Origin of the sequence: Rheinheimera sediminis, assembly GCF_004005375.1 — a bacterium.
Classification (GTDB): Bacteria; Pseudomonadota; Gammaproteobacteria; order Enterobacterales; family Alteromonadaceae; genus Pararheinheimera.
In genome coordinates this window covers 24776-38968 of sequence record NZ_RZUF01000019.1, presented here as the reverse complement: position 1 = coordinate 38968, position 14193 = coordinate 24776, and the positions used below count along the sequence as shown (strand labels likewise).

The following is a 14193-nucleotide window of genomic DNA, read 5'->3' as shown; positions in this document are numbered from 1 at the left end:
TAAAGACGATTCATACCCTTTTAAACTTAAGCAAAATCAGGTGCTTTCCTTGATTAATGATTCATTAATCTATTTGCTTATTTAATGTTCGGAGTTAGTTTTCCCGACTCATACAACTTCACCATTTTCTCAAGAGAAATGGCTTTTATTTTCGACGCGTTACCCGCAGTACCAAAAGCCTGATAACGGTCTTTACAAATTTCAGTCATAGCTTTGACTGATTCCTGCAAATATTTACGCGGATCAAATTCAGCGGGGTTTTTCGCCATGTAACGGCGAATAGCTCCTGTGGAAGCTAACCGTAAGTCAGTATCTATATTGATCTTACGTACGCCAAATTTGATCCCTTCCTGAATTTGTTCAACCGGTACACCATAAGTTTCAGGAATAGCACCGCCATATTCGTTGATGATAGCAAGCCATTCCTGAGGTACTGAAGACGAACCATGCATCACCAGATGGGTATCAGGGATACGAGCATGGATCTCTTTAATACGGTCAATCGCCAGAATATCTCCTGTCGGTGGACGACTAAATTTATAAGCGCCATGTGACGTACCACAAGCTATGGCTAAAGCGTCCACACCAGTCGCTTTGACAAACTGCGCCGCTTCTTCAGGATCTGTCAACATTTGATCATGAGTTAAGATGCAATCGGCACCTATACCGTCTTCCTCACCAGCTGCGCCAGTCTCAAGTGAGCCTAAACAACCTAATTCGCCCTCCACCGAAACACCACAGGCATGCGCCATTTCTACAACTCGGCGCGTTATATCGGCATTGTAATCATAATCCATTGGCGTTTTGCCATCTGTCCCTAAGGATCCATCCATCATTACTGAAGAAAATCCTAATTGAATAGCCTGTTGGCAAACAGCAGCTGAAGTGCCATGGTCTTGGTGCATCACCACAGGTATATGCGGAAACTCTTCGACTGCAGCCAGGATCAGGTGGCGTAAAAAAGGAGCACCGGCATATTTACGGGCACCAGCAGAAGCCTGAACTATCACAGGACTATCCGTGGCGTCTGCAGCTAACATGATGGCACGCATTTGTTCTAGGTTGTTAACGTTAAAAGCCGGCACTGCGTATCCAAACTCAGCAGCGTGGTCCAGCATTTGACGCATTGAAATCAAAGCCATGAGATCCTCTCTTTTTTTGTAGGGTAAGGGTTAAGTTGTAAAACTGCAGCCTCTGCTGTCACCTGAGGTGATCTTTAGTTGGACAGAAGCTGCGGTTGTGTTCGTCTATTCTTCTTAATTATTGGTAATCTAACAGCTTTACGCTGTGGTTTTAGCGCGTTGTTCAAGTATTTCCACTGCTGGTAAGGTTTTCCCCTCCAGGAACTCAAGGAAAGCACCACCACCAGTTGAAATATAGGAAATCTTGTCAGCCAACTCATACTTATCAATAGCAGCTAAGGTATCGCCGCCACCTGCTATTGAAAATGCCTTGCTTTCTGCAATGGCTAAAGCTAGAGCTTTAGTGCCTTGTTCAAAAGACGCAAACTCGAATACACCTACAGGACCATTCCAGACAATAGTGCCGGCATTCTTTAGAATATCTACTAGAGCAGCGCTGCTGTCAGGACCTATATCAAATACCATATCGTCGCTGCTGATATCGGCAACAGATTTAGTGGTAGCAGGTGTATCTTCGGCAAAAGCTTTGCCAGTCACTACGTCTGTAGGCACAGGGATAGAGCCACCATTGGCTTTTGCCTGCGCCATTAAACGCTTGGCTTCAGGAATAAGGTCGGTTTCAACCAAAGACTTCCCAACCTGATAGCCCTGAGCTGCAATAAAGGTATTCGCAATGCCGCCGCCGACAATCAACTGGTCGACAATACCGGATAATGATTCCAGTACAGTCAGTTTAGTGGACACTTTTGAACCACCCACAATAGCAACTAAGGGGCGCTTCGGATTTTTCAGCGCAGCAGCTAAGGCATCTAACTCAGCAGCCAGTAAAGGACCAGCACAGGCTACAGGCGCAAACTTTGCCACACCATGAGTGGTAGCTTGAGCACGATGGGCTGTACCGAAGGCATCCATCACAAACACATCACATAAAGCAGCCAGCTTTTTCGACAAGGTTTCATCGTTTTTACCTTCGCCTTTGTTGAAGCGTACGTTCTCAAACACAACCACTTCGCCAGTATTCACTTCAACGCCGTCCAGATAGTCTTTGACTAAACGCACCGGCACAGATAAAGCCGTGTTTAAGTAGTCGACCACCGGAGCCATAGAAAATTCGTCAGCATACACACCTTCTTCAGGACGACCTAAGTGCGAACACACCATCACTTTGCCGCCTTTTTTCAGCGCCAGCTCAATGGTAGGAATAGCTGCTTTTAAACGTGCATCGGAGGTCACTTTGCCATTTTTCACCGGTACGTTTAAATCCTCACGGATCAGGACCCGCTTCCCTGTTAAATCTACATCCGCCATCTTAATAACTGACATACCAGACTCCTGTGATTTTGTAAGTGTTTATTTAATTAAAGTTCAGACAAAACGCATCATAGCGCGGGTTGTGTCGAGCATTCTGTTCGCAAAGCCCCATTCGTTGTCACACCAGACTAAACATTTGACCAAACGTTTATGGCTGACACGGGTTTGTGAACCGTCAACAATGCATGAATGCGCATCATGATTAAAATCTACCGAAACCAGTGGCTCTTCGGTGTAATCCAGAATACCTGCCAACTCCCCTACCTTTGCACCCTGCAAGACCTGATTGATCTGCTTTAAATCCACGTCCTGATGCAAAGTCACGCTTAAATCCATAGCCGTGACGTTTACTGTAGGCACGCGCACTGCAATGGCTTCAAAACGTCCGGCTAAATGCGGTAGGATTCGTTCTATACCACGGGCTAACTTGGTATCTACCGGAATAATAGATTGACTGGCCGCTCGGGTACGACGTAAATCTGTGTGATAAGCATCTATCACTTGCTGATCATTCATCGAAGCGTGAATAGTAGTAATAGTGCCACTCTCAACGCCAAAATGCTGATCCAGCACCTGGATCACCGGCACTATGCAGTTGGTGGTGCAGGAACCTGCCGACACAACATTCATGTCATCGGTCAGTAAATGCTGATTAATGCCATAAATCACTGTGGCGTCAATATCAGCGTCGGCCGGATGGGAAAATAATACTTTTTTTGCCCCGGCATCTAAATGCAGTTGCGCATCAGCGCGGCTATGAAACACGCCTGTGCATTCAAGTACTACATCAACCTCTAATTCGTTCCAGGGTAACTGAGCGGGGTCAGCCTGACCAAATAATGCGATAGCATCGCCATTGACCAACAAGCCCCGTTCAGTTAACTCAACAGGAAAACCAAAGCGACCATGTGAGGTATCGTATTTTAATAAGTGGGCTATACCTTTGGCATCAGCCAACTCATTAATAGCGACCACTTGCACTTGCTCTGTCAAACCGCACTCATAGACGGCTCGCAGAATATTTCGACCTATGCGGCCAAAGCCGTTAATTGCCACTTTAATGGTCATTGCTACCCAATCTTCACACATTTACGGATCAAAAAGAGGGGCCACCAGGCCCCTTTTCATTATTACGCGAACAACTCGTTGGCAGCTGCAACCACAGCGGCCGTGGTAATGCCAAAATGTTCAAACAGCTGTTCAGCCGGAGCCGATTCACCAAAGCTGTCCATACCAATGATTTTACCTGTCAAGCCAACATATTTGTACCAGCTATCTTTAATACCGGCTTCAACAGCCACTCGCTTAGTGACAGCTGAAGGCAATACCAATTCACGGTATGCAGCACTTTGGGCTTCAAATACATCAGTAGAAGGCACAGACACCACTCGTACTTTGCGACCAGCAGCAGTTAACTGATGGTAGGCCTGTACTGCCAGCTCTACTTCAGAGCCTGTGGCAATCAGAATCAATTCAGGTGTGCCAACAGAATCTAACAATACATAACCGCCTTTACGCACATCAGCCAGTTGCTGCGCTGTACGAGGCTGTTGCACCAGATTCTGACGGGTGAATATTAAAGTGCTTGGGCCTTCAGTGCGCTCAATAGCAGCCTGCCACGCCACAGCAGATTCCACTGCATCACAAGGACGCCAGTTCATCAGGTTTGGCGTCACGCGCAGTGATGCTAACTGTTCAACAGGTTGGTGCGTTGGGCCATCTTCGCCTAAACCAATGGAGTCGTGGGTGTAAACAAAAATAACACGCTGCTTCATCAGAGCGGCCATACGCACGGCGTTACGGGCATATTCCATAAACATCAGGAAAGTAGCACCGTAAGGGATAAAACCACCATGCAGAGCTATACCGTTCATCATGGCGGACATACCAAACTCACGCACGCCGTAATACAGGTAGTTACCACTGGCATCTTCTGCCGTTACCCCTTTAGAGCCAGACCAAATGGTCAGGTTAGAACCTGCTAAATCGGCTGAACCACCTAACAACTCAGGCAATAAAGGACCGAAGGCATTTAAGCTGTTCTGAGATGCTTTACGGGTAGCAATAGACTGCGGGTTGTCTTGCAAATGCTGAATATAGGCAGCAGATTTTTCCGCCCAATCTGCTGGTAAATCACCCGCCATACGACGGGTAAATTCAGCGGCAAGTTCAGGGTAAGCTTTGGCATAAGCGGCAAATTTATCATTCCAGCTTTGCTGAGCGGATGAGCCTTTGGCTTTGCCATCCCACTCTTGATAGATCTCTTGTGGAATAACAAAAGGAGCATGCTCCCAACCTAAGTACTCACGAGCTGCGGCAATTTCTGTATCACCTAAAGGTGCACCGTGACAGTCGTGTGAACCAGATTTATTTGGTGAGCCGTAACCAATAATAGTTTTGCAGCAAATTAAAGTAGGTTTGTCAGTGACAGCACGGCCTTGTTCAATAGCCGCTGCAATGGCTGCTGAGTCGTGACCATCTACACCAGCAATCACATGCCAGCCATAGGCTTCAAAACGTGCAGGCGTATTGTCGGTGAACCAGCCTTCAACATGACCATCGATAGAAATACCGTTGTCATCCCAAAACGCGATTAACTTACCTAAACCCAAAGTACCGGCTAACGAACAGGCCTCATGTGATACACCTTCCATTAGACAACCATCACCTAAAAAGGTGTAGGTGTAATGATCAACTACGTCATGGTCGGGCTTATTAAATTGAGCAGCTAACGCCTTTTCAGCAATGGCCATACCTACCGCATTGGTAATGCCCTGACCTAAAGGACCTGTGGTGGTTTCAACACCTGGTGCATAGCCGTATTCAGGGTGACCAGGAGTTCTGGAATGCAACTGACGGAATTGTTTTAAATCTTCAATGCCTAAATCATAGCCAGAGAGATGTAACAGAGAATATAACAGCATGGAGCCGTGGCCATTAGACAACACAAAGCGGTCACGGTTGGCCCAGCTTGGGTCTTGTGGATTGTGGATTAAATAATCGCGCCACAATACTTCAGCAATATCTGCCATGCCCATAGGGGCGCCCGGGTGACCTGATTTCGCTTTTTGCACTGCATCCATACTCAAAGCACGAATGGCGTTAGCGAGTTGTTTACGAGATGGCATCTTCTCTCCTGCTTGATTAACTTTATATGACTTTGATCCGAGGGGTGGGTTTACCCGTATTGATTCGCTGCTCTTTTTTGTGTTTTTTTAAACTGGCGGCTGAGCGGGTGAACGCTGTTTTTACATGGATACGACAAAGCTGGGCTTATTTTCACAGAGCAACAGCTAAATCGCAAATTTTAATCTCCGGCAAACCATAGTTTTACCAGCTGTAGCCGATACATTCTATAGCTTTAGCATTAAAGACGTCCGGGCGGCAGAAAGTTCTGGCATTGCCACAAGGCTTTCACTAAAATAGCTGCCCCAAATTACAGCGCCCAGGCGCGATAACAACCAACATGTGGAATACGTAAATGGCACAACACATTTTTACCTCTGAATCTGTCTCTGAAGGACATCCGGATAAAATCGCTGACCAGATCTCTGACGCGGTATTGGATGCCATTTTAGAACAAGATCCAAAAGCCCGTGTTGCGTGCGAAACCTTCGTAAAAACAGGCATGGTGTTAGTAGGTGGTGAAATCACTACTTCTGCCTGGGTCGACATCGAAGAGCTCACTCGCAGCACCATCCGTGACATTGGTTATGTGCATTCAGATATGGGTTTTGATGCCAATTCCTGTGCTGTGTTAAGCGCCATTGGTAAACAATCTCCTGATATCAATCAGGGTGTAGATAAGAAAGATGAAGATCCGAGTGAGCAAGGTGCAGGCGATCAGGGATTAATGTTTGGTTATGCCAGCAATGAAACTGATGTATTAATGCCTGCTCCTATTACTTACTCTCACCGCTTGGTGCAACAACAAGCCAAAGTGCGTAAAGATGGTACCTTGGGCTGGTTACGTCCTGATGCAAAATCTCAGTTGAGCTTTGTCTACGAAAACGGCAAGCCGGTTGGTATTGATGCTGTGGTGTTGTCCACTCAACACTGTGACACTGTTTCTACGGCTGACCTGCGTGAAGCTGTTATGGAACACATCATCAAGCCTGTATTACCAGCAGAATGGCTGAGTAATAAAACCAAGTTTTTCATTAACCCAACTGGCCGTTTTGTGATCGGTGGTCCTATGGGTGACTGTGGTTTAACTGGCCGTAAAATCATCGTAGACAGCTATGGTGGTATGGCGCGTCACGGTGGTGGTGCTTTCTCTGGTAAAGACCCTTCAAAAGTTGACCGCTCTGCTGCTTATGCCGCTCGTTATGTGGCAAAAAATATTGTGGCTGCTGGTTTAGCTGAACGTTGTGAAATTCAGGTGTCTTACGCTATAGGCGTGGCAGAACCTACTTCAATCAGCGTTGAGACTTTTGGCACCAGTAAGTTGAGCGAAGATCAACTGATAGCTCTGATCCGCCGTCACTTCGATTTACGTCCTTATGGTTTAATCCAAATGTTGCAGTTAGAGCGTCCAATTTACCGCGCTACTGCGGCTTACGGTCACTTCGGTCGTAACGAATTCCCTTGGGAAAACACCGACAAAGCAGAAATTTTGCGCTCTGAAGCGAAAATCTAAGCTTTTGTTTTAAAAAATAGAAATGTAAAAGGAGAGCTAAGCTCTCCTTTTTTACAGTCTGCATTCCCTGGCGCTCACCCCAAGGGCCAGCTAAAGCTGTTAAAAATCGTTCCTGACGATTTTTTATGCGCCACCGTCCATGGCGCTTACCCGTTGGGCCAATGCTTCACATTGTTAAAAATCGTTCCTGACGATTTTTTATGCGCCGCCATCCTTGGCGCTTACCCCAGGGCCAGCTGAAGCTGTTAAAAATCGTTCCTGACGATTTTTTATGCGCCGCCATCCTTGGCGCTTACCCCAGGGGCCAGCTAAAGCTGTTAAAAATCGTTCCTGACGATTTTTTATGCGCCGCCATCCTTGGCGCTCACCCCAAGGGCCAGCTAAAGCTGTTAAAAATCGTTCCTGACGATTTTTTTAATTTACGGTTTTATCAAAGCAGGATAAGGTAAAACTACAAAAAACAGTCACAGCAGATGACTAAAACAACAACACGGAGTATCCATGACGTCCAGTGCCGTAAAAACCTCTTGGCTGAATCGCAGCCTCAATGCCATAGAACGTATTGGTAACAAACTGCCAGACCCGGCCATCTTATTTGCTTTATTGATGTTTTTTGTCTGGGGCTTGTCCTGGGCCTTATCAGGCGTTACGTTCACAGATATAGACCCACGCACAGGCCAACCTTTTCAGGTAAAAAACCTGCTGGAAGGTGCAGCTTTTGCTGATTTCATGTCAAAAATGGTCAGTACCTTTGTCAACTTCCCGCCTTTGGGTGTAGTACTGGTCGCCATGTTAGGTTTAGGTGTGGCTGAGTACACCGGCTTTATTAACGCTGGTTTGCGTAGCATCTTAGCTGTGACGTCAAAGCATTTACTGACCCCGGTACTGATTGCGGTGGGTGTATTAAGTCATGTTGCAGTAGATGCCGGTTATGTGTTGGTTATTCCATTAGGCGCGGTGATTTTTTATGCCGCTGGCCGTCATCCTTTAGCTGGTATAGCAGCAGCTTTTGCTGGTGTGTCTGGTGGTTTTGCTGCCACTTTATTTGTGCCTTCCAGCCTAGACCCTTTGCTGGCCGGTTTAACTCAGGCCTCAGCCCGTTTGTCTGCCGACCCTGCAGCCGCCAGTCTGGTGATTAATCCACTGAATAACTACTACTTCACTACAGCGTCGGTTTTACTCATTGTCATTGTCGGCTGGGTACTGACAGATAAGTTTGTTGAACCACGTTTGCAACAAACCAAAGTCGATGGCGACCCTGAACAGTTGCCCTCGATGGAGCCATTAGATGATAACGAGCGTAAAGGTCTGCGTTTTGCGCTGCTGTCTATGCTGGTCGCTGCCGCAGTATTAGTGGCCGCAGTATGGCCGGAAAATTCAGCATGGCGCTCTGGCACCGGTGAATTGACTGCAGCTTCGGCTCCTTTAATGCAATCTATTGTTGGGCTTATTTTTGTATTTTTCCTGATCCCAGGCATAGTTTATGGTTATGTATCAGGTAAAGTCCAAACCCACAGAGACGTAGTTCAAGGCATGAGTAAAGCCATGAGCGGAATGGGCTATTACATTGTGATGGCATTTTTCTGTGCTCAGTTTATTTTTGCTTTCGGTCAATCAAATTTAGGTGCTTTGCTTGCGATAAAAGGAGCAAATTATCTACAGGCGATGGCCTTTCCTATGGCTGTTAATCTGGTTGGCTTGGTGTTGCTGACTGCAGTAGTAAACCTGGTAATAGGTTCGGCTTCAGCAAAATGGGCACTGATTGGAGCTATTTTGGTTCCCATGTTAATGCAGTTGGGTGTATCTCCGGATCTCACCCAAGCCGCTTACCGTGTTGGTGACTCCTCCACCAATATCATCACCCCTTTAATGCCTTACTTTCCACTGATCGTAGTGTTTTGCCAGAAATATGTGAAATCGACAGGTATAGGTACTTTAGTGGCTCTGATGTTGCCTTATTCCATTACCTTGTTGGTATGCTGGACCAGCTTTTTAATTCTATTCTGGATGCTGGGTATTCCTTTAGGTATTGGTGCGAGTTACGTCTACCCTGCCCCTTAATTGTTTTTCTGCAGATGAAGTCAGGCTTGTGACGCAGAAGTTGCGTCACAAGCCATACCCAGCACCGCTTTTGCCTGCTACCATAGGCGCTCTATCAAGTGCTTAAGAAACTATGTTTATGCGTATTCCCAGAATTTATCAGCCTGGTGCTATTGCACTGCAGCAAGAATTTGCCTTAGCTGAAGATGGCGCCAATCATATAGGCAGAGTATTGCGGATGCAGGCTGGCGACGAACTCTGTTTATTTAATGGTGACGGCTTGAATTATCAGACTGTCATTACTGCTGTTGAAAAAAAACAACTGCTGGTTAAAGCCATTAGTGCAAGCGAAAACCCGGTAGAGTCCCCCCTCAAACTGCATTTAGGTCAGGGTATTTCCCGTGGAGACCGCATGGATTTTGTCATTCAAAAAGCGGTTGAACTGGGCGTCACTGAAATAACCCCACTTTTTACAGAACGTTGCGGCGTAAAGCTGGATGCAGAGCGCCTTCTCAAGCGCACAGAGCAGTGGCAAAAAATTGCAATAGCAGCTTGTGAGCAATCAGGACGCAGTGTAGTGCCTGTAGTGCATACCGCTCTGCAACTGAATAAATGGTTGGCACAAGAGACAAAAGATTTAAAGCTGACCTTGGATCCATGGACCAGCGACTCCATTAAGACCATCAAGGGTAGTCAGACTATTCGTTTAGTCATAGGCCCTGAAGGTGGTTTTACCGACACTGAAGTGGCACAGACCAAAGAGGCTGGTTTTATGGCCGTTCGTTTAGGCCCACGCGTATTACGCACCGAAACAGCGGCTTTAACCGCCATCAGCGCATTACAGTTACAATTTGGTGATCTGGCCTAAAGCAGATCCAAACAGGAGTGAAGATGATTAAATTAGGCATAGTGATGGACCCTATTGCGGACATCAATATCAAAAAAGACTCCAGTTTTGCCATGTTGTTGCAGGCACAGTCCCGTGGTTATCAGCTGCATTACATGGAAATGAATGACCTGTATTTAATTGAAGGTCAGGCCCGTGCCCGCACCCGCTTGTTATCGGTGCAACCAAACGGTGAACATTGGTATGACTTTGGCGGTGTTCAGGACATAGCTCTATCCGATTTAGACGTAATTTTGATGCGTAAAGATCCACCTTTTGACACTGAATTTATTTACGCCACCTACATCTTAGAAAGAGCTGAAGACCAAGGCACTTTGATCGTCAACAAACCACAGAGTCTGCGGGATGCCAACGAAAAGCTCTATACCGCCTGGTTTGCTGAACATACACCAAAAACTTTGGTAACCCGCGATGCAGCCCGTTTAAAGGCTTTTTACCAACAAGAGCAGGATGTGATTTTAAAACCTCTGGATGGTATGGGAGGGGCTTCGATTTTCCGTTTAAAACCGGACGATGCCAACGTCAGCGTCATTATTGAAACCCTGACAGAACATGGTAGTCGTTATGCCATGGCCCAACGCTTTATCCCAGAAATTAAAGACGGTGATAAACGTGTTTTGGTGGTGAATGGCGAGCCAGTGCCTTATTGCTTAGCCCGTATTCCGGCCAGTGGTGAGACCCGTGGTAACTTAGCTGCCGGAGGTCGTGGTGAAGCTCGTCCTTTAACTGAAAGCGACTGGGCTATTGCCAGAGCTGTTGGTCCTACACTAAAAGCAAAAGGCTTAATTTTTGTAGGCTTGGATATTATTGGTGACCGGTTGACTGAAATTAACGTCACAAGCCCAACCTGCATCCGTGAAATTGAAGCTGCGTTTCCTGTGAGCATTACCGGCATGTTATTTGACCAAATTGAACTACTGTTAAAGCAGAATCAATTGAAGTCCTGAGGCGGTTATATGGACAATTTTCAAAATCATTTGCTGATCGCAATGCCGGGTCTTGATGACCCTATGTTCAAACGCAGCGTGACTTATATTTGTGAGCACAATGCGGAAGGTGCCATGGGCATAGTCATCAATCACCCTATGCCAGTCAAAGTGACAGAGTTATTAAGTCAGTTGCAGATTGAACACGACGCAGAAAGCCAGGCGGCTAAAGCTCATGTCTGTGCAGGTGGCCCGGTGCAAAGTGACAGAGGTTTTGTGCTGCACACACCAAAAGAAGGTTATACCAGCAGTATGAGGCTGAATAAGGATCTGATGGTGACTACCTCTCGCGATATTTTAGAAAAACTAACAACCGAAGAAGCGCCGGAGAAATTTATTCTGGCGCTTGGCTATGCAGGTTGGAGCGCAGGCCAATTAGAAAAAGAAATGGCAGAGAACAGCTGGCTGATGATACCGGCCGACAACAGTATTATTTTTGAATTGAGTCATGCTGAAAAGTGGCAAGGCGCCGCTCATGCCATGGGTATTGAAGTCTGGCAATTAAGCCCAGAAGCAGGTCACGCCTGATGAGTAGTAGCGTCACCGTACTAGCCTTTGACTATGGCTTAAAAAGTATAGGCGTGGCTGTAGGCCAAAGTATGACAGGCACAGCCACTATGCTCAAAGCCCTAAAAGCTCAGGACGGTATTCCGAACTGGGACTTAATTGAAGCCTTAATTAAAGAATGGCAACCTCAACTGCTGGTGGTAGGTTTGCCGTTAAACATGGATGGCACAGAACAACCTTTCACTGCCCGCGTGCATAAGTTTGTTAATCGCCTGCATGGCCGTTATGGTCTGCAGGTAAAAACTCAGGATGAGCGTTTAACTACAGTTGACGCCCGCTCGCAGCTGTTTGCTAAAGGTGGTTTTAAAAAACTCAGTAAAGAGTTAATTGATAGTCTGTCAGCCAAACTGATTTTAGAAAGCTGGTTTGAAAACGGTGGCGCTTATGGCGATTAAAACCGGCTTCTATCGCCACTATAAAGGTCCTTTGTATCAGGTGCTCTCGCTGGTGCGGCACAGTGAAACTGATGAAGAACTGGTGTTATACCGGGCTTTATACGGCGACTTTGGCTTATGGGTAAGGCCACTGGAGATGTTTATCAGCAATGTCGAAGTGGCTGGCGAACTGGTGCCACGTTTTAGTTTTGTGTCGGAACAAGCTCCGGCAGAATTATCTCCATTACCAACCCCTTTACCACTGTCCTGAGTCGAGGCAGCACACTTTTGCTGACCCGGACGAAATAGCTGCTTGTACTCAAGCCCCTGACTACGGGGCTTTTTTGTTTTTGTATACTTCCTTGCTAAAACAAGAACCTGGGTCTAAGGTCAAAACACTACTTTTAAAGCGAAGCAATATGGACTCAAGCATCGAACTTAAAGCTCTGGCGCTGGATGCACTGAGCCATACTTTGCCCACTGGCATTGCCGTACTTGATAGCTCTTTCCGATACGTCTGTATTAATTCCATTCTGGCAGAGTTTAATGGTGTCGATATACAGCAGCATTTAGGGCGCACTGTAGAAGAGGTTCTGCCGGATCTGGCAGACAGTATTATGCCCTTATTGCAGCAAGTGAGAGATAGTGGAAAGGCTATACTGAACTTCAGCATAGTAGGAAATAACCACAATACCGAGCAGTCGCAGTGGTCGGGCTCTTATATTCCGCTCTTCAATGCCCAACAACAAGTCTGTGGCATAGCTGTAGTTGCTCTGAATCGCACTATGGATTGGTTCGTCCAACAAACGCGTAAAAACGATTTAGATCGCCTGCGTAAAATTCTCGACAATATGTTTAGTTTTGTCGGGATTTTGTCGCCAGATGGTACTGTTCTGGATGCGAATAAACCGCCTTTGGAGTTGGCTGGGCTCACTTTGGATCAAGTCCGAAACAAAAAGTTTTGGCAGTGTTTTTGGTGGCAACATGATGCAGATGTGGCCAAACGAATAGAAATAGCGGTGCAGAATGCCAAGGCCGGCCAGATCAGTCGATTTGATACTTCGGTCCAAATGAAAGACAGCATTGTGATTATCGACTTTATGCTGGCTCCGGTATACGACGAGCAACAGCAACTTAGTTTTTTGGTGCCTTCAGGTATAGAGATCACCAACAGAAAACGCAGTGAACAAGAACTGCAAGATAGCGAAACACGCTTTCGTCGTGTATTCGACAGTACGGCAGATGGCCTGATCTGTATTGATTCTCTTGGACTTATTACGCTGGCCAATACCAGAGCATTGCAGATGTTCGGTTATCAGGCAGGAGAGTTGACCGGACAAGCTGTAGAAATTCTGCTGCCTGAGCGTTATCTAAAGCATCATCCAGCTCTGCGTCAGAGCTTTATGCTCGACCCCACGACCAGGCCTATGGGACAACACAGGGAACTCTGTGCCAAACGCCGGGATGGCACAGAATTTCCGGTTGAAATCGGCTTGACTTACCTCGAAGGCGATAAAAAAGCTGCGGTACTTGCGACTATCACAGATGTCTCCGCTGCTAAAGAAGCGAGGCAAAACCTGCAACGCATCATTGATGAGAAAACTACACTACTGTCTGAACGCACTTTGCTATTGAACGAAGTCCATCATAGAGTCAAAAACAACCTACAAATTGTGTCCAGTTTGCTTAGTTTGCGATCCAGAAACGCAACGCCAGAATTAAAACAAGTATTGCTGGAAAGCCAGTTGCGGGTTCGGACCATGGCCCTCACCCACCAGTTGCTGTATGAAAAACGTGATTTCTCCTCTGTGCCTCTGGCCAACTACTTACGACAACTGTGTCAGTTAGTCAGACAAACGCTTACAAACGCAGGCTTTATCAGTTTTGACTTTAGCCTGATGGACGAAAAGATAGTGCTCGCCTTGGAAAAGGCTATTCCCTGCGGCCTGCTAGCGACCGAAATTCTGACAAACAGCATAAAGCATGCCTTTCCTAGCCAACAAAAAGCTCAGGTTCACTTAAGCTTAGTTCAAAACAACCAACGAATAACACTGCAAATTGGCGACAATGGCATAGGCTTACCCAAGAGTATTGAGTTAGGCCAGGGTAATTCTTTGGGTATGCAATTAATCCCGGCTTTTATCGCTCAACTCGGCGCAGAGGTAGAACTGAACAGACAAAGCGGCACCATGTACTCCATTCACTTTTTATCAGGCAGGGATTAAGA

12 protein-coding genes are annotated in these 14193 nt (G+C 46.5%); 8 read left to right on the top strand and 4 right to left on the bottom strand.

Annotated elements, in window-relative coordinates; translation table 11 throughout:
- Positions 1–77 precede the first annotated feature (77 nt).
- The 4 genes from fba to tkt form a co-directional block, all read right to left on the bottom strand.
- Positions 78–1142, bottom strand: coding sequence for a class II fructose-bisphosphate aldolase (gene fba, locus EMM73_RS13880; RefSeq protein ID WP_127687272.1), 1065 nt, complete (start codon positions 1140–1142; stop codon positions 78–80).
- Positions 1143–1280: 138 nt separating this feature from the next.
- A complete protein-coding gene (locus tag EMM73_RS13875) occupies positions 1281–2465 on the bottom strand; it encodes a phosphoglycerate kinase (protein ID WP_127687270.1) in 1185 nt (394 codons plus the stop codon).
- Positions 2466–2507: 42 nt separating this feature from the next.
- Positions 2508–3521 carry an erythrose-4-phosphate dehydrogenase gene (epd, locus tag EMM73_RS13870; RefSeq protein ID WP_127687268.1) on the bottom strand — a complete coding sequence of 338 codons (1014 nt, stop codon included), beginning with the start codon at positions 3519–3521 and terminating at the stop codon, positions 2508–2510.
- A gap of 62 nt (positions 3522–3583) precedes the next feature.
- On the bottom strand, positions 3584–5581 hold the full coding sequence (gene tkt, locus EMM73_RS13865) for a transketolase (RefSeq protein WP_127687266.1): 1998 nt from the start codon (positions 5579–5581) through the stop codon (positions 3584–3586).
- 353 nt (positions 5582–5934) lie between these two features.
- Between tkt and metK the strand changes: the two genes are divergently transcribed.
- The 8 genes from metK (at position 5935) to EMM73_RS13825 (ending at position 14191) form a co-directional block, all read left to right on the top strand.
- The gene (metK, locus tag EMM73_RS13860; protein WP_127687264.1) at positions 5935–7092 is read left to right on the top strand and encodes a methionine adenosyltransferase; all 1158 of its coding nucleotides are present in this window, start codon (positions 5935–5937) and stop codon (positions 7090–7092) included.
- A gap of 501 nt (positions 7093–7593) precedes the next feature.
- Positions 7594–9153, top strand: a complete 1560-nt coding sequence (locus tag EMM73_RS13855) for an AbgT family transporter (RefSeq protein WP_127687262.1) — start codon at positions 7594–7596, stop codon at positions 9151–9153.
- 118 nt (positions 9154–9271) lie between these two features.
- Complete coding sequence (gene rsmE, locus EMM73_RS13850; RefSeq protein ID WP_127687261.1) at positions 9272–10000, top strand: 16S rRNA (uracil(1498)-N(3))-methyltransferase; 729 nt, start codon at positions 9272–9274, stop codon at positions 9998–10000.
- Between the two features lie 23 nt (positions 10001–10023).
- Positions 10024–10986 (top strand): glutathione synthase, encoded by a 963-nt coding sequence (gene gshB / locus EMM73_RS13845; protein WP_186435232.1) that lies wholly within the window; start codon positions 10024–10026, stop codon positions 10984–10986.
- A 9-nt stretch (positions 10987–10995) separates the two neighbouring features.
- Positions 10996–11553: a YqgE/AlgH family protein gene (locus EMM73_RS13840; protein ID WP_127687257.1), complete on the top strand. Its 558-nt coding sequence runs from the start codon at positions 10996–10998 to the stop codon at positions 11551–11553.
- The gene (gene ruvX / locus EMM73_RS13835; RefSeq protein WP_127687255.1) at positions 11553–11987 is read left to right on the top strand and encodes a Holliday junction resolvase RuvX; all 435 of its coding nucleotides are present in this window, start codon (positions 11553–11555) and stop codon (positions 11985–11987) included. Before EMM73_RS13840 ends, ruvX begins: the two co-directional genes overlap by 1 nt.
- Positions 11977–12237 (top strand): DUF1653 domain-containing protein, encoded by a 261-nt coding sequence (locus tag EMM73_RS13830; RefSeq protein WP_127687253.1) that lies wholly within the window; start codon positions 11977–11979, stop codon positions 12235–12237. Before ruvX ends, EMM73_RS13830 begins: the two co-directional genes overlap by 11 nt.
- Positions 12238–12385: 148 nt before the next feature.
- A complete protein-coding gene (locus EMM73_RS13825; protein ID WP_186435231.1) occupies positions 12386–14191 on the top strand; it encodes a PAS domain S-box protein in 1806 nt (601 codons plus the stop codon).
- Positions 14192–14193 lie beyond the last annotated feature (2 nt).